Origin of the sequence: Streptomyces bambusae (assembly GCF_019400985.1) — a bacterium.
Classification (GTDB): domain Bacteria; phylum Actinomycetota; class Actinomycetes; order Streptomycetales; family Streptomycetaceae; genus Streptomyces; species Streptomyces bambusae_A.
Window position 1 is genome coordinate 1 of record NZ_WTFF01000038.1, and the last position, 16117, is coordinate 16117.

At 68.4% G+C, this 16117-nt stretch carries 13 protein-coding genes; 6 read left to right on the forward strand and 7 right to left on the reverse strand.

Annotated elements, in window-relative coordinates:
• Window positions 1-230: 230 nt before the first annotated feature.
• Entirely contained in the window at window positions 231-761 is a 531-nt protein-coding gene (locus tag GPJ59_RS08455; protein ID WP_219665844.1) for a hypothetical protein, read from the reverse strand.
• A gap of 105 nt (window positions 762-866) precedes the next feature.
• Between GPJ59_RS08455 and GPJ59_RS08460 the strand changes: the two genes are divergently transcribed.
• The 3 genes from GPJ59_RS08460 (at window position 867) to GPJ59_RS37245 (ending at window position 2526) form a co-directional block, all read left to right on the forward strand.
• Entirely contained in the window at window positions 867-1202 is a 336-nt protein-coding gene (locus GPJ59_RS08460) for a YnfA family protein (protein WP_219665845.1), read from the forward strand.
• A 174-nt stretch (window positions 1203-1376) separates the two neighbouring features.
• Window positions 1377-2147 carry an SDR family NAD(P)-dependent oxidoreductase gene (locus tag GPJ59_RS08465; protein ID WP_219665846.1) on the forward strand — a complete coding sequence of 257 codons (771 nt, stop codon included), beginning with the start codon at window positions 1377-1379 and terminating at the stop codon, window positions 2145-2147.
• Between the two features lie 25 nt (window positions 2148-2172).
• On the forward strand, window positions 2173-2526 hold the full coding sequence (locus GPJ59_RS37245; protein ID WP_445271637.1) for a helix-turn-helix domain-containing protein: 354 nt from the start codon (window positions 2173-2175) through the stop codon (window positions 2524-2526).
• A 325-nt stretch (window positions 2527-2851) separates the two neighbouring features.
• On the opposite strand, the gene GPJ59_RS08470 is transcribed toward GPJ59_RS37245, so the two are convergent.
• The 4 genes from GPJ59_RS08470 to GPJ59_RS08485 all read right to left on the reverse strand — a co-directional run bounded on the left by GPJ59_RS08470 (window position 2852) and on the right by GPJ59_RS08485 (window position 4484).
• On the reverse strand, window positions 2852-3334 hold the full coding sequence (locus GPJ59_RS08470; RefSeq protein WP_219665847.1) for an SMI1/KNR4 family protein: 483 nt from the start codon (window positions 3332-3334) through the stop codon (window positions 2852-2854).
• A 180-nt stretch (window positions 3335-3514) separates the two neighbouring features.
• The gene (locus GPJ59_RS08475; RefSeq protein WP_219665848.1) at window positions 3515-3751 is read right to left on the reverse strand and encodes a helix-turn-helix domain-containing protein; all 237 of its coding nucleotides are present in this window, start codon (window positions 3749-3751) and stop codon (window positions 3515-3517) included.
• A gap of 14 nt (window positions 3752-3765) precedes the next feature.
• A complete protein-coding gene (locus GPJ59_RS08480) occupies window positions 3766-4104 on the reverse strand; it encodes a helix-turn-helix domain-containing protein (protein WP_308120195.1) in 339 nt (112 codons plus the stop codon).
• A complete protein-coding gene (locus GPJ59_RS08485; protein WP_219665849.1) occupies window positions 4101-4484 on the reverse strand; it encodes a type II toxin-antitoxin system RelE/ParE family toxin in 384 nt (127 codons plus the stop codon). Before GPJ59_RS08485 ends, GPJ59_RS08480 begins: the two co-directional genes overlap by 4 nt.
• A gap of 285 nt (window positions 4485-4769) precedes the next feature.
• Here GPJ59_RS08485 and GPJ59_RS08490 point away from each other — a divergent pair, with 285 nt between their 5' ends.
• Genes GPJ59_RS08490 through GPJ59_RS08500 form a run of 3 tightly spaced genes read left to right on the forward strand, consistent with a single transcriptional unit; the run spans window position 4770 to window position 7959 of the window.
• Window positions 4770-6467: a replication initiator gene (locus tag GPJ59_RS08490; protein ID WP_374200809.1), complete on the forward strand. Its 1698-nt coding sequence runs from the start codon at window positions 4770-4772 to the stop codon at window positions 6465-6467.
• Entirely contained in the window at window positions 6464-6652 is a 189-nt protein-coding gene (locus GPJ59_RS08495) for a helix-turn-helix domain-containing protein (protein ID WP_219665850.1), read from the forward strand. The genes GPJ59_RS08490 and GPJ59_RS08495 overlap by 4 nt, the downstream gene beginning before the upstream one ends.
• Complete coding sequence (locus tag GPJ59_RS08500) at window positions 6652-7959, forward strand: tyrosine-type recombinase/integrase (RefSeq protein WP_219665851.1); 1308 nt, start codon at window positions 6652-6654, stop codon at window positions 7957-7959. The genes GPJ59_RS08495 and GPJ59_RS08500 overlap by 1 nt, the downstream gene beginning before the upstream one ends.
• 135 nt (window positions 7960-8094) lie before the next feature.
• Here GPJ59_RS08500 and GPJ59_RS08505 read toward each other — a convergent pair whose 3' ends face one another.
• Both GPJ59_RS08505 and GPJ59_RS08510 read right to left on the reverse strand, forming a co-directional pair.
• Window positions 8095-8454: a hypothetical protein gene (locus GPJ59_RS08505; RefSeq protein WP_219665852.1), complete on the reverse strand. Its 360-nt coding sequence runs from the start codon at window positions 8452-8454 to the stop codon at window positions 8095-8097.
• Window positions 8455-8463: 9 nt separating this feature from the next.
• The gene (locus GPJ59_RS08510) at window positions 8464-15732 is read right to left on the reverse strand and encodes a ricin-type beta-trefoil lectin domain protein (protein WP_308120196.1); all 7269 of its coding nucleotides are present in this window, start codon (window positions 15730-15732) and stop codon (window positions 8464-8466) included.
• Between the last annotated feature and the right edge of the window lie 385 nt (window positions 15733-16117).

The following is a 16117-nucleotide window of genomic DNA, read 5'->3' on the forward strand; positions in this document are numbered from 1 at the left end:
CAAGCATGTCCTTTGACTGCATCTGTCTCACTGTCTTGTATTCCGCTTTAATAGCAGACATTTTTGAGTGACCTCTATCACCGCCCCGCCAAAGATAGACGCGCGAAGGTCCTGCGGCACCGCCAGATGTTTATAAGCAACAGCCCCAAGCCGGCCCCCCGACCCGCTCGCCCCACCCGCCCCGCCCCCCCCCCCCGACCCGCCCCGCCCGGCCCCCGAGGCCCGTCTCCTCAGAACGCGTACGTGTCGCCCGTGTCCAACGCCAGCACCACCTGCTCGTTGTTGGCCATGTCCCGGTCCACCGCGCCGCCGTTCCACCACGTGTCGATGCGTACCTCGACCTCCGAGGGCCGCTCCGCCAGCCCCAGTACGAGCCCGATGTGCCGGCCCTGCCCGTGCGCGGGCAGCGGTCCCGTGTCGCACACCACCTCGCGCATCCCGGCCCGCGCGCACCCCTCGGCCAGCGCCTGCCGGTCGGCCAGGTCCGTCGACAGCCGCAGCCGCAGCGTGGCGGCGGGCAGCTCGGCCGGTCCCACGTTCTCCGGGACCAGCCAGACCCCCAGCCGGCCCTGCGACAGCGCCAGCCGACCGTGGTACGCGAGGTCCGCCTCCACTCCCCCGTCCCCACCCCGTTGTTCCGCCGCCCCCACTCCCGCCGTCCCCGCCGTTCCCGCCGCCCCGGCGGGACCGGCGGCGGCGAGTACGAGGACCAGCGCGACCACACTCCGTACGGCTGCTGCACGCACCGCGACCACCTCCACGCGCGGACGGTAGCCCGGCCCCCGCCCAACCGGTCGGACCATCACACGAACGAGGGCGCGCCGCCCCCACCAGGGAGCCGAACGGCCTCTGGGACGATGAACGACATGCTGATCGCCCGTTCCGCCGCCCTCTTCGCCCTCGCCGCCGTCCTGGAGATCGGCGGCGCCTGGCTCGTCTGGCAGGGCGTCAAGGACCACAAGGGCTGGGTGTGGATCGGCGCGGGCGTCGTCGCCCTCGGCCTCTACGGCTTCGTCGCCACCCTCCAGCCGCAGGGCGACTTCGCCCGCGTCCACGCGGCGTACGGCGGCGTGTTCGTGGCCGGCTCCCTCGCCTGGGGCGCCGTCGCCGACGGCTACCGGCCCGACCGTTGGGACGTCGTCGGCGCCCTCGTCTGCCTGGCCGGCATGGCCCTGATCATGTACACGCCGCGCGGCCACTGAGGACCCGGCGCCGACCGCCGACCCACCGCGTGGGCCCACTTCCCTGGGAGCCACCCGTGCCGACGCGCCCACCGCCGGCCCCGCCTATGCTGGCGCCCGTACGACCGTAATACCGATCAGCACCGCCCCGCCCCGTACCACCCCGACGCCCCGACCCGACCGAGGAGCCCCGCAATGGCCACCCGTACCGCTACCGCCGTCGTCACCGGGGCCAGCAGCGGCATCGGCGCCGCCACCGCCCGGCAGCTCGCCGCCGCCGGCTACCACGTGGTGCTCACCGCCCGCCGCAAGGACCGCATCGAGGCCCTCGCCGCCGAGCTCACCGCGGCCGGCCACACCGCGACCGCGCACCCGCTGGACGTCACCGACCGCGCCGCCGTCGACGCCTTCGCGGCCTCCCTCGACGGCCTCCCCACCCTCCAGGTGCTGGTCAACAACGCCGGCGGGGCCATCGGCGCCGAGTCCGTCGCCACCGGCGACCCCGCCGACTGGCGCACGATGTACGAGGTCAACGTCATCGGCACCCTCAACATGACCCAGGCCCTGCTGCCCGCCCTCACCGCCTCCGGCGACGGCACGGTGGTCGTCGTCTCCTCGACCGCCGGGCACGCCACGTACGAGGGCGGCGCCGGCTACGTCGCCGCCAAGAACGGCGCCCGCGTACTGGCCGAGACCCTCCGCCTGGAGATCGTCGGCCAGCCGGTCCGCGTGATCGAGATCGCGCCGGGCATGGTCAGGACCGAGGAGTTCGCCAAGACCCGCTTCCGCGGCGACGCCACCAAGGCGGAGAAGGTCTACGAGGGCGTGGCCGAGCCCCTCACCGCCGACGACGTGGCCGACACGATCACCTGGGCCGTAACCCGCCCCAGCCACGTCAACGTCGACCTCCTGGTCCTCCGCCCCCGCGCCCAGGCCTCGAACACCAAGGTCCACCGCGAGCTGTAGCCGCCCGAACGGCCCGTAAATGGCGATGCCCGCGCTGGTGGAGGGGCGGGACCGGGAGGAGGCCGCGGCCTTGTTCAAGGTGCCGGTCAGGACCGCGGACAACTGGTGGGCGAGATGGCGGGCCGGGGGGCCGGGACGCACTCCTGTCCCAGCCGCGAGGCCGTCGTGTGGGCGAGCACCAGGTCCTGTCCGAGGCCGAGCAAGCTGCTGTCCGGCACGCCGTTCTCGATCACACTCCCAGCGACCTGGGACTTTCCGGTCAGCTGTGGACACGGGTCCTGGCCTGGCAACGACTCGCAGACCTCCCGGCGATCACCTGACCGCCGGCACCCGCCCCGACGAAGACCAGGGGACCTCGCCGAGCAGCGATCAACGCTGACAGGTCGAGGTCAACCCCGTCGAAGGCGTCTGGGCCCGCCTGCAGAAATTTCTGGCCAACCTCGCGGCCCCTTGCCATCGAAGACCTCACCCCGCTAGTGAAGAACCGCCTACGCGACCTCCAACGCAGACCCGAGGTTCTCGACGGCTCCATTGCCGAGACCGGACTGGGAGTGCAGCCCCTCGTAGCCCTGTCACCCCACCGTTTCAGCCTCAGCGTCAAAACGCCAAAGACCCCCTTCGCGCCAGCAGCGCGGAGGGGGTCTTCGGTTATCCGACCGAAGGGATCAACATTTCAGTTCTTTGCGGCCCAATTACGTCCGAGCTTAACTAATCGAATCGCAAGGAACTAGCCGCGCGAGGAACTCGCCGAACGACTGCGCTACTCGCCGAGGAACGCGGTCTTCATCGACATACGCGACGGCAGGTTCACCCTCAGGCCCGCACTCGGAATAGTCGAGCATTACGGTACCATGACCAGCGGAGGGCATATCGCAAATCACTACACCGATTTCCGGATACTCCCATTCCTCGATCAAGTACGAGCTTCCTCTACCGGATGATGAGTCGATTCCCCAAGCCCCGCCGATTCCTCGAATCGCACTGATCTCGAAATGATCGTCAGCCCAGGATGCCGGAAAGGGGGTTGGACAGCAGCGGTCTCGCGGGATTCCTCCATTTCGGAGGAGCAGCACCTCGACATAGCTGCCGGGAAGGCGTACTCCGAGGTCCTTCTCGGCTTGACGGATCATGTCGCTGTCGAGCCGAGGCCCAGTGTAGTAGTCGCTATCTTCGGACAGCTCCGCCATCAGAACCCTCCGGTGTGCCCGGTGTCGGCATGGATCTGCCGCCTGCGTTTTTCAGGTCAAGTGGTATTCGGTGGTCCACTGAGGTACGGGTTCGGCCGGGGGTTGTTCGTGGTTGTTGCCGTCACTACTGCCGTCAGTGGTCTACACCGCTGGGGGAATTCCAGGCATGCCGAATGCGTGTCAAGCGGCTCTGTCGTGCGGGGTGAGGCTGATGGTCAAGTCGGCGCCGAGAGCGTGAGCCAGGCGGCGCAGGAGGGGGAGCGTGGGCACGGTCCCGCCGCCTTCGAAGCGGGAGATCTGCGGCTGTTTCATCCCGCACCGCTCAGCCAGCTCGGCCTGGGACAGCCCGAGCTCGATGCGCCGGTCGTGGACGAGTTGCCCGAGCTCACGGGCGAGCGCGGAAGGCGGGTCCTGCATGGTTCCTCCCCGTCTCAGGCCGCGGGGGCGACGATGGTGACGGTGGGCTCGTCTCCGCCGGCGAGGTGCACGTCCACCGTGAGGTCCAGAGCGCGGGCCAGGCGCATGATGACCGCGATGGGCGGCAGCTCGGTGGCCGTCTCGATGCCTTCGATGTCATCGACGTCGACGTGCATGCGCTCGGCGAGGTCGGCCTCGCTCAGGCCCAGCTGCTTGCGCCGGTCGAAGACGGCCTTGCCCAACGTCATGGCGAGGCCGGCCTCTTCATAGACCCGGTCGTACTCGGGGTCAGCCTCCAGGTGTTCGCCCAGCAGCTGGCGGTGGCGACGGGTCCTCCATTCGCTGTGGTTCACCGGTTCTCCTTGAGGTTGCGGCTGTAGAGGTCGTGCTCGGCGGCGGCTTCATGCTCTGCCTCGCACAATCGCTGTGCGGCGTGGGCGCGGTCCACTTCGGCCTGCTCGCGCATCGTGGTCTTGCGGAACACGGTGAGCAGCACGACACGTCGGCCGGGCGCCAGCCAGTAGGTGATCCGCTGATGGGCATCGCCCAGGCGGAAGCGCAGCTCGCGGAGCTTGCCGCCCAGATGGCAGGAGTGCGGTTCGTCGAGCGTGGTGGGCTGCTCGGCGAGCAGGTCGGCGACGCGTTCGGCCTGCTTGTAGTGATGGGCGGGAATGTTCTCCAGCCACAGCCGTACCTCCGGCTCGATCTCGATCGAGTAGTGCCCGCCGTCCATAGCGCCGATGGCATATGGCACGGAAGGCGAGAGCGCGGCTTCGTAGTTCAGGTCGCGTGCCGTTGCCGCGATCGCAGCCGCTCCGGCGTCGCACGCCCCAATGGTCCCCCCTCATCTTGATGCGGCGGCGGTGCCGCAAACCAGCGGCAAGCGGCCGGGGCGGCGCAGGGTCGGCTTCTTCCGACGGGATCGGGCCCGAGCGGGAGAGGCGGCGTGGCGGCCGGGAGCTCGCTCCCCGCCGGAGGTGACGCCGGCCACCGCCTTCGGTGAGCCCGGCGAGGGATATTGAACGTTCCGACCGCCTTGCGCCCGTCGCAGGCGGTCACCACGCCGAGCGGCTCGGCGGAGGTCACCTCCTCGGCGGCAGGGCGGTCGACGCTGGAGCGCCGCGCCAGGCTCACCGCCGGGCTGGCGAAGCTCGCCGCCACCGGCCACCTCGCACCCCTCGCACGACAGATCAGCACGCTCGGCGGCTGCGCGCACACGATCCGCGTCACCGGGCACCGAACCCGCCTGGACAGCGCGACCGGCGAGGTCCTCGACCGCTTCGTCTCCGGGCAGCTCCCGGCGGGCGAACTGCTGGTCCGCTGCGGCAACCGCCGCGCCACCCGCTGCCCCGCCTGCTCCACCGTCTATCGCTACGACACCTATCAACTCCTCACCGCCGGCATGCGCGGCGGCAAGACCGCCCCCACCAGCGTCGCCGCCCACCCGCGCGTGTTCGCCACCCTGACCGCGCCCGGCTTCGACCCCGTCCACAACCAGCCTGGCAGCGGCCGCTGCCACTGCGGCCAGGTCCACCCCGACGACGACCCGCTCCTCGGCACCCCGCTCGACCCCGAGCACTACGACTACACCGGCGCGGTCCTGTGGAACGCGCACGCCCCGGCCCTGTGGGCACGCTTCACCACCCACCTACGTCGGGAGATCGCCAAGGCCGCCGGCCTCACCCAGCGCGCGCTGCGCCACCACGCCACGCTCTCCTACGCCAAGGTCGCCGAGTACCAGAAGCGCGGTCAGGTCCACTTCCACGCCGTCATCCGCCTCGACGGACCCACTGGCCCCGCCAGCACCCCGCCCGCCTGGGCCACCACCCAGCTCCTCGACCACGCCGTCCGCGCCGCCGCCACACGCACCCGCGTCCACCACGAGGGCAAACTGCCGAGGCAACCGCAGCCCGCCGGGGAAGTCCCCGCCTCCCCGCCTCAAGGCTCAGATCGGGCAGGGCGGTTGGTGTTCCGGTTCGGGCGGCAGATCGACGTCCGGGCAATCCGCGGCACCGACTTCACCGGTAGTGGCCCGGTCACCGACCGGCACGTCGCCGCCTACATCGCCAAGTACGCCACCAAGGGAGCCGAGACCACCACCGGCACCCTCGACCGCCGCCTCCGCCTCCTCGCCGAACTCGCCACCCACGACATCACCGACCACGCCCACCGCATGATCCACACCGCCTGGCACCTCGCCACCCACCCCCAGCACGCCCACCTCCGCCTGCGCCAATGGGCCCACATGCTCGGCTTCCGAGGCCACTTCTCCACCCGCACCCGCCACTACTCCACCACCCTCGCCCACCTCCGAGCCGAACGCACCGCCTGGCGAACCAGCCGAGCCGACACCCAGACCCCAACCCCAGCGTCGGCTGAGACGCAGCCCGGTCACACCGGCGACAGTCCGGTCGGTGACCGCGCCGGACACTCCACCGACCTGGCCCCCGGTCACCGTCCCGGTCACCGCAACATCGCCGGTCAGCACGTGGACTCCGACACGACGCGGGTCATCTCCCACTGGCACTACGCCGGAACCAGCCTCCTGCCCGAACTCGAACACCTCGCCAACCTCCTGGCCGCAAAACGGCAGAACCGACCCGAGCAACCGACCCGAACCCGACGCTCGGACCGCTCCGGTGACCGCGCCGGTCACCCGGTCGGTCACTCCACTCAGCGGCTGACCGGTGCTGTCCGCCCGGGGGCCGTCGCGTGACCACCGGCACGGAACTCCTCACCGTCCCCCAGGTCATGGAACGCCTCCAACTCGGCCGCACCGCCGTCTACGACCTCATCCGCTCTCGTCAGCTCACCTCCCTCACTCTCGGCCGCGCCCGCCGGATCCCCGCCCATGCCCTCACCGACTTCATCCGCACCCGCCTCGACCAGGAAGCCGCCTGATGACCACGCCCCGCGACACCCCCGCCTCCCGTCGCGTCCGCGCCAACGGCGACGGAACCGTCTACCAGCGCAAGGACAGCCGCTGGGAGGCCGCCGGATACGTGCTGGCCCCCGGCAACACCCGCAAGCGCGTCCGCGTCTACGGCACCACCCGCAAGGAAGCCCTGGCCAAGCTCACCGAGAAGATCGCCGCCAGTAACCGGGGATTCCCCCTCCCGTCCGCGCAGGGCAGCCTGGCCGCGTACCTGACGTACTGGCTCGACGCTGTCGCCGTCCACCAGCTCCGCGAGAACACGCACACCCGCTACACCGCCGTCACCCGGCTCTACCTCATCCCCGGCCTCGGACGGAGGAAGCTCGCCAAGCTCACCGCCAAGGACGTCCGCACCTGGCTCAACCAGCTCCGCACCACCTGTCAGTGCTGCACGCGCGGCATCGATGCGGGCCGCGACCAGCCCCGCTGCTGTGCCGCTGGAATGTGCTGCTCCAGGCGGCTCTCGCCGCTGACCCTGGCCTACGTCCACTCCGTGCTCAAGTCCGCCCTGGAGCACGCGGTGCGCGAGGAGGAGATCCCGCGCAACGTCGCCCGCAACGTCCGCACCGGCACCCCACGGCCCCGCCGCTTCGAACCCCTCACCGCTGACGAAGCCCGCCAGTTCCTCACCGCGGTGGGCGGTCACCGGCTGCACGCCCTGTTCGAACTCGCTCTCCACACCGGCCTCCGCAAGGGCGAACTCCTCGGCCTGCACTGGGAAGACCTCGACCTCGATGCTGGCACTGCCGCCATCCGCCGCACCTTGCAGCGCACCAACTCAGGCGGGCTCACCACGTTGCCTACCAAGACCCGGGCCTCCGAGCGTCGCATTGCCCTCCCCGTCCGCTGCCTCCACTCGCTGAAGCACCACCACGAACAGCAGCGGCTTGAGCGCGAGGCAGCAGGCACCACGTGGCAGGACAGCGGGCTCGTGTTCAGCACCGCGCAGGGCGGATCTATCGACCCGACCAACCTCACCCGCGCCTTCACCACGCTTCTCCACAAGGCCGGCCTCCGCCGCATCCGCTTTCACGATCTCCGGCACTCGACCGCCACGCTGCTCCTGGAACAGGGCGTCGAACTCGTCGTGATCAAGGAACTCCTCGGCCACGCCCACATCGGCGTCACCGCCACCGTCTACGCCCACGTCCGACTCCGCCTCCAGCGCAACGCTATCGATATCCTCAGCAACGCGCTCGGCAGCCCGGAGAACGCCGAGACGGCGCGATCCGACGACGATGAACCGCCACCCTGTGCTGCCCTCATCCGCTGACGTTGCCGTCAACTACTGCCGTCACATGCCACAGAAGCCCCACCAGCCACAGCTGGTGGGGCTTCCCATTTGCGGTCGTGATCACCAGGGTAAAACGCGACTGCGGTCAACTCGCGACCTGACCCCGCCCGGACTTCAGCCCTGCAACATCGCATCTCTGCAACGTTCGTACTTCTCGACCGCGCGAGGTTCGTGATTCATGAATTCATCCCAGAATCCTTCGACATGCCATTCTCCTGGCGCCATCCTCAACGAACCGTCCCACCCTGACGAAATTCTCCATTCCGGAGAAATTTCCGTGTCGACAACCTCGAAGAGGCGTGAGTCGAAGAGCGGCGGGAGGTCGTCCGGCCGGTGTTCGATTCTGAAATAATTCTGACCGTCCGACTGGCAGTAGGTCTCCAGAACGACGTACACCCTGTCGACACGCAAGACCTGCGAACCTTGACGGATGCGCTGCTCAAGTCCATCAGCGCCTACGAACCTCACCTTCACGCCATGCCCCTATCGACGGTTCATCACCACTTTGTAGTCAAAGCCATACATTACCTCACCAGAGGTGCTGTTCATGTAATAGTGAACCTGATAGTCGCCATATGGGCTTTGATGGGTTTCCGTACTGTATTTACCCCACTGAGAGACGCCCCCACGCTCTTCAAACCTAGCCCGAAGCGCCTTGTTATTCATATCGCTTCCGGGCATGATCAGCCGAGAATTTGCGATGGCTTCCGGCTCCAAGAACCCGCCCGACGTGAAGGGGGATCCGGCCGACTCCTTGCGCAACTGGTCGGCAAGCTTCTGCCCCTGTAGTGAACCAGAAGGGACATCGCAGTTGCTGTTGTGAACAAGGACCGGAGTGGCGCCCGCCAGCACATAGTACGTGTGGAGGCCGGCGACCGTGAGGTTATGGACCGCAGCGTGTTGCGTCCAGCGCCGGATCGCGGTGACCTGGACGTGTGTGCCGGAGCTGGTACGGAGTTGGGTGCCGGGGTGCAGGTCGGTAGCGTCGATCCACTCTCGGAGCTCTGGAACCCAGAATGGGTGACCGTCGGTGGCCGTGACTGAGGCGCTGGTTGTGCCATCCTCGCTGTCGAGGCCGATCGTGATTTCGACCAGGTCTTTCGAGCCCTGCCCGGCTATCTTTGCTGTGACGTGCTTGGTGGAGGTTTCACCAGTATCAGGGTCCGTTGCGAGTACCTCGTCGCCCGGCTCGATGTCCTCGATTGGCTTGGTTGATCCATCAGCGAGCTGAACCTCGGTGTCACCGAGGAAGCTGTTACATGGATCCAGACTTACCGTGCCGCCGCGGCGGATTAGCAGCCCCGGGCCACTTCCAGCTCGACCATGGGAAAACATCTGCCCGAGGAATGACGGAACTTGATACCAGTCGCTCGTGGCGTCAACACCTTGCTCCAGCATCAATTCGTCATAGCTGGCTCCGTAGTCGCAGCCGGGAGACCCTGCGCCGCCATTCCAGCAATCGTCGTCACCGGCAACCCAGCCGAAGAGAGAAGCCGTATCCGGAACATTCTTGATGATTCCGTAGAAGAGTTCATGGAACCAAGTCGACTCACTCACATCGTAAGTCTTTGCGGCATTCCCATTTCCGGCTGAAGCATTTCCCTTCGGGTTGTGCTTCTCCTTGGTCTTTTTGGGCGGCTCTGGGCTGTAGTGGGTGTGGGAGCGGGATCCGCTGGTCCTGCTGTAGTGGTCGCCGCGTTCGGCGACCTTGGCGGGGTGGGCTTGGAATCCGCCGTCGTACATGCCTTCGTAGTACTTGAGGCCGTCCGGGTCGGAGTTGTTGATGGGGTTGGCGTTGGCGTAGGTGTACCCGTTCATCTGGAGCGGGTCGGTGATGTCGATGATGGGGTCGACGGAGATGAAGCGGCCGGTGGTGGAGTCGTATTCGCGGGCGCCGATGTGGGTGAGGTCGGTGGAGGCGTCGGCGATTCCTACGCCGAGGTAGGTGCGGTTCTCCATCCAGTTGGTGGGTTCGGTGCCGCGGGGGTTGCCGTAGGGGTCGAACTTGCGGCGGGTGACGGCCTGGCCGTTGTCCTGGTCGACGAAGGCGGTTGCCGTGCCGTGGTGGTCGGCCAGCTGGACCGTGAGCTTGTGACCGGTGGTCCTGCCGTAGGTCTCGCGGACGGCGGTGGGGGCACCGGGGCTGGAGTAGTAACGGAAGGCGTCCAGGACCTGGCCGGCTGCGTTGGCCGTGATCGTGGTTTCGCCGAGGTAGAGGGTGTGCGTGGTGCCGTTGTCCTCGATGAGGCGGTTGCCGGCCGCGTCGTACAGGTACGACGTCGAGTTCGAGAAGGTCCACTGCTGGGACGGGGCGCCGTTGCAGGTCCAGATGTTCAGGTCCGTGCCGTCGGTGCTGTTACCGGCGGGGACGTCCACGCACTGGTCGGTGGCCGGGTGGTGGAGGGTCTTGTCGGCGGGACGGTAGGTGAACTTCTGGGCTGCGCTGCCGTCGCAGGCTGCCAAGCGCAGCATTCCACCCTGGTTGGTGGCGCACTTGTCCTGGAAGCGCAGGGTGTCGCCCGTCAGGCGCCACGCTTGCGCCTTGGTGGCGTTGCAGGTGTAGAGCTGGATCGGGGTGCCGTCGGCCGTGGCGCCGTACTGGAGGTCCATGCACTTGCCGGCCAGACCCTGGATGGCGATAGAGCCGATGCCGGGGCTGGTGGCGGAGGTGAGTTTGTTGCGGCGGTCCCAGTTCAGGGTCTGGGTGTCGCCGCCGATAGTGCGGCGGGTGGTGTTGCCCGAGCTGTCGTAGCCGTATGTCTGCTGGGAGGTGACGGTCGAGCCCGGCTTCTTGACGACCGCGTCGACCGTGGCCAGGGCGTGCGGCTGGTTGGTGGTTTCGATGCCGTTGTTGGTGGTCTTGAAGCCGTAGGCGTAGGTGAACTCGTCGTTGAGGGCCTCGTTGGTGAGGTCGTGGTCGGTGAGGTGGGTGCGGTTGCCGATGGCGTCGAAGGCGTACGTCTGCCAGTAGCCGTCACCGTCCGGGCCGGGGGTGATGTCGGTTGCGGGCGTGCCGGTGCAGGTGTTGCCGGTCCAGGCCTCGGTGAGCTGGCCCATCGGGTCGTAGGCGAAGCACTGCTTGTCGACGCGGTTGCCCGGCTGGGTGTCGGTGATGGAGGTGATGCCGCCGACGGGGTTGTAGCCGTAGGAGACTTCGCTGATCCGGTTGGGGTTCGTCGTTTCGCGGTCGGTCGTGGACTTGCTGATCCGGCCGGTGTTCGGGTCGTACTGGTTGGTCGTCCACACACGCTTCGGGGCGGTGCCCGTCGCGGTGCGCAGGACCTCGCCGAAAGGGCTGAAGACGGTGTCGGCGGTGTACCAGGTCAGGCCCGAGAGGGTGACGGGAGCGCCGTCGGCGTTGTAGCGGGTGACCAGGCGTTCCGCTGCGAGGCCGCCCGGGGTAGCCGGGAGGGTGGTCGACTGGACCTTGCCCGTGCGGGTGTACGTGGTGCTGTAGGAGTACGTGCCCGACAGGCCCTTGGTGTTCGGGGTGTCGGGGATGGTGATCTTGGTGCCGGTCGGGCGGTACTCGGTGTCGTAGCCGGTGACCTCGGTGGTGTAGGCCTTGCCGTCGTAATAGCGGGTCGATGCGACCGGCTGCCCCTTGGCGCCTATGAGGGTGTCGAAGGTCCAGGCCGCCACCAGCGGCCCGTTGGCCGCGTCTTCGCGCAGCTCCGTGGTGCGGCCCAGGACGTCGTAAGTGGTGTACTGCGCGCGGCCGGCAGCATCCTTGGCCCAGATCTGGCGGTCGAGGTTGTCGTAGCCGAACGAGGCGGCGCCCATGTCAGGGTCGGTGGAGGCGGTCTTCCGGCCGCGGGCGTCGTAGGCGTACGTCCAGGCGTTGCCGGATGCGTCGGTGACCTTGGTCAGCTTGCCGCGCAGGTCGTACGCGTACGACGTGGTGTTGGCGTCCGCAGCCGTCGGGGCAGCGATCCTCGTGGCCGTGAGGTCCGTGGTCTTGTAGTGCTGGACCAGGGACGTGCGGCCCATGACGTCGGTCGACGTCTTGACCGACCGGCTGCCCGCCAGAGGCGTCGACCCGGCAGGGTCCATGCCGGTGCGAGTGAGCGTCCACTCGCCCTCGTAGCGGGTCGTCGCCGAGTGCTGCGCCGTGCCCTGGTGGAAGGTGGTGACGCGGGTGGGGCGGCCGAGGCCGTCGTAGGCGGTCTTGGTGGAGTTCGGGACGACCGTTTCGGGGACGAAGATCTTCGCTTCGGGCTCGCCGTCGGCGTAGTAGTTGTTCTTCGTCTCGGTGACGGTGCCGCCTGCGCTGTAGATCGTGTCGGTGATCAGCCTGCCGCTGCCCAGGGCTTCCTTCTGGCTCTGGCGCGGGCGGAGCAGGCCGTCGTAGATGACGAGGGACTTCTCGTAGGTGCCGTTGTCGCGCAGCGTGCTGGTGGTGACGACCGGCGGCTGGTGGGCGGAGATCTGGTAGTCGAAGGTGTAGGCGGCCTTGTTGAGGGCCGGGTTCTGCGAGGGCGTCCACACCTGGGTTGCGCGGCCCAGGTCGTCGTAGGTGGTGGTGACCTTGCGGTTGTTGGTGTCCGTGGTCTCCAGGGCGCTGCCGCGACCCGGGTCGGCCTTGGTCACCACAGTGTGACCGAGCGGATTGGTGACCGTCGCGCTGAAGGCGGGGCCCGTGGCCGGGGTGAACGCGGTCGAGGTGATGTTGCCGGCCGCGTCGGTGACCTTGGTCGCGCGGCCGAGCGCGTCGTACTCGCTGCGGGCGGTGGTGACCCAGCCGGTGCCGGCCGCGTCGTTGGTGTCGACCTGGTACGGCAGGCCCTTCACCGGGGCCGTGCCGAAGGCGCTCAGCGCGTCGTAGGAGGTGCGGGTGTCCGAGAGCACCGTGGCCGTGCCGGCACTGCCGCAGTCACCGGCAGTCGTACGGACCCGCTGGGGCAGGCCGATGAGGTGCTTGTCGGTGTTGTGGACGTACGTCGTGGCCGTGCACTGCTGGTCCGAGGCGGTCCAGAAACCGGGCCCCGCCGGGCTGAGGGCGACCTTCTCGCTCGTGGTGAGCAGGCCGTAGGTGGAGTCGTAGGTGTTCTGCGTGCGCACCAGGCGGGTGCGGCCGTCGCTGAGCGACTGGATCGCTTCCGTGCGCGAGGTTGCTACGCGGAACGCGTCGAGCGGGGTGGTGCCGTCGCGGGGACGGGTCGCGGTCTTCTGGCTCCACGGCCAGGTCAGGTCGCGGGAGACGATGCTGCCGCCGGCCTTGGTGTAGACGATGGTCTCTGCGGCCATGCCCTGGTAGGGGGGCAGGTCCTGGCCGAGTTCCTCGGCACCGGTGGAGTCCTTGACGGTGATGGTGGCGCGGCCGGCGTCGCCGGACATGCCGCGGAAGTAGCGGGTGCGGGTCTGGGACTCCTCAGTGGCGTTCGCCGAACCCGTGTTGGCGGTGACGCCCTTCTTCACCACGACCGAGGCGTAGCCGCGCCACTGGTTGTACGTGCGCAGCTCGGGCTTGGAGAACTCGTCGGTGTCCTTGGCCCAGGCGGCGTCGCCCTCGTAGGTGTAGGTGGTGACGACGTCGGACTGGCGGGCGACCCGGTCCTTCTCGATCACGCCGTCCACGACGTACTTGTTGAACCACTCGATCGGCGGGATTTGCAGGTCGGGGTCGGGGGTCCAGTGGACCGGGTAGCAGCGGGTGGTGTTCTCCTCCGGCTTGGGGTGGGTGGTCCCCACCGGGCACGGGTCGGAGTAGTCGACGTACGTCTCGCCGCCCGTCTCGGTGCGGATGGTCTCCACCCGCAGGCGGTCGAAGTCCGGGGTGGCGTCGGTGGTGCTCGTCGCGACCCGGTTGGGCATGTCGACGACGTTGGCCAGGAAGGAGACCGGCGGCAGCGTGGTGCTCGGCTGATTGCCCTGCGCGTCCTTGACGCCGTAGCCGGTGCGGGTGACGGACTCCAGCCACAGCGGCGGGTGGGTGTCGGTGCGCTGCTTGGGGAAGGACTGGGCCAGGCTCCAGCGGTCCACGGCCGACAGGTCGGTGGTACCGGCCGTGCGCTGGGCGTACGTGGTGACGGAGGACAGGCGCTTACGGGACCAGAAGGTGGGCGAGGAGACGTAGCAGTCCGTGGCGCTCGCCTTGCAGTGCAGGGTGGACGGGGTGTCCCACCAGGGCTGCTTGTCACCGTAGTTCTTGGAGTCGAACTCGGTGTCGGAGCAGGTGATGGAACCTTCCTGGATGCAGCGTTCGAGGACGCTGAACTCGACCTTGGCGGACGGGGCGCCGGAGAGGTTGTCGGAGCGCAGGCCGTAGAGGATCTGGGTCGGGTAGCCGCCCCGGATGTAGGAGACCTTCTCCTTGAACTTCTCGTTCTTCGCGTAGTGGTTGGTCTCCTGCGCCCAGTCGACGATCATCGCGTTGCCGTGGACGTCCTCGACGTAGTCGAGGTTCCAGCGCCAGGCCTGGGTGCAGGAGGAGGCGGCGTACGTGGACTGGTGGCAGGGCTCGCCGGGGTGGTTGCCGAAGACCGGGACGGTGAAGACCGAGTTGGTCACGGCGCGGGTGCCGGCGCCGTCGACGTCGTGCAGGCCGAAGTGGTAGCGGGTGCCGTCGCGGGTGGTGACGACCCAGTACTCGCCGTCTTTCGCGCCGTTCGCGCCGCCCGTCTTGCGCTCGATGCGCGAGCCGTCGTCGCTGGCCGGGATCCAGGCGCCGGTGGTGGCGTCGTGCACCAGCTCCGTGGTGGAGCCGCCGAGCGACATCACCACGTTGTCACCGGCCCAGCACAGGTCGCCCTTCTTCTTGTCCGTCGCGTTGTCGTTGTTCGGGGCGCTCGGGCTCGCCTTGCGGTCGTCCGCGCAGGAGCGGTAGCGACGCTCGACGAAGCCGGGTTCGTAGCCCCAGCCGTCGCCGATCCACGATCCTTGGCCGTTGGCCACGGAGGTCTTGCCGTCCACGGCCTGCGAGGAGTACGAGAAGGCGATCTTCGGCGCCGGACCGGCCGGGGGCGCCGGCACGGTCAGCGGGTAGGTCCACGAGAAGCCGCCGCCGCTGCCGCCCGCCGTCCAACTGCCGGACGGCGACAGCGAGGTCGCCTTGTACGTGCCGCCCGCACCCGACGCCGAGTCGGAGGCGGCCAGCACCATCGGACCGCCGCCACCGACGGCCATCGTCTGCATGCCCATGCCCGGTGACGTGGCCGGGTCCACGGTCGCGCGGACGGTGCCGGCGCTGGGGTCGTTGGTGGTCGGTACGTCCTTCGACTCGGTGCATTCCGGCAGGTCAGGGGTGGTCAGGAAGCACTCGGGGAGCTGCTTCAGCTCCAGGCGCGAGGCCCACTCGGTGCCGTAGAGGTCCTCGAACTGCTTGTAGTCCAGCTGTACGTCGACCGGCGTCGCCGCATCGACCGGAGGCGTCACCTTGATGATCGCGCCGTCGACGCCCGCCGCCTCGGTCGCGGTACGCGACTCGACCGCCACCGACCAGGTACCGGTCGGGGCGGGCGGGGTGGGGTTGGTCTCGGTGGGGGACGCCTTGCCGATGGCGACCGGCAGTGAGCCCGCCTGTACGAGCTGGTCACCGCTGAGCGGAACGTCCACCGAACCGGCCGGCGGAGGAGTCACGTTGCTCGGCGCGTACTCGGCCGGAGGCACCACCGGAGCGCCCGCCCAGCCCTCCAGCTTCGCCGCCTCCACCTGGTCCAGCTTGACCTTCAGGTCCTGCTGGAGGTCGGGCAGCTGGACCCCGCTGCGGTCGCCGGGCACCGCCGCCCACGCCTGGGCGGGCAGCAGCGTCACCGTCAGCAGCGCCGACAGCGCTACCGCGGTGCGCCCGGCCAGGCGGCCTCGCGCAGCGCGTGCACGCCCGTGTCCGGGCAGGCGGAAATTACTCGCCGACAACGGCGACATAGGGACCCCCACGCTCTGCCGCCCCGGAGAATGGCACACGGGTGGCAGGGAAATGACAAATAGCGGGGAGATCCTGCGGTTTTTCTGCCCGGAAGTCCATAGATCACGGCGCAATGTGTCATCGATCACCTACCGCAGGAAATAACCTCCGTCCATTCGGGTGAAATCCGGTCGTTTCAGGTCTCATTCCCTGTTCCTCAGTGATGGCGAGAGCGGCTGTTATGGTTCATGCTCTGCTCGCACATCTCTGCGTACCGGCCCTGATCAAAGCCAT

Coding starts and splice junctions, on each gene's coding strand:
- GPJ59_RS08460 (WP_219665845.1), top strand. CDS start 867: ATGCTGATCGCCCGTTCCGCCGCCCTCTTCGCCCTCGCCGCCGTCCTG.
- GPJ59_RS08465 (WP_219665846.1), top strand. CDS start 1,377: ATGGCCACCCGTACCGCTACCGCCGTCGTCACCGGGGCCAGCAGCGGC.
- GPJ59_RS37245 (WP_445271637.1), top strand. CDS start 2,173: ATGCCCGCGCTGGTGGAGGGGCGGGACCGGGAGGAGGCCGCGGCCTTG.
- GPJ59_RS08470 (WP_219665847.1), bottom strand. CDS start 3,334: ATGGCGGAGCTGTCCGAAGATAGCGACTACTACACTGGGCCTCGGCTC.
- GPJ59_RS08475 (WP_219665848.1), bottom strand. CDS start 3,751: ATGCAGGACCCGCCTTCCGCGCTCGCCCGTGAGCTCGGGCAACTCGTC.
- GPJ59_RS08485 (WP_219665849.1), bottom strand. CDS start 4,484: ATGGACGGCGGGCACTACTCGATCGAGATCGAGCCGGAGGTACGGCTG.
- GPJ59_RS08500 (WP_219665851.1), top strand. CDS start 6,652: ATGACCACGCCCCGCGACACCCCCGCCTCCCGTCGCGTCCGCGCCAAC.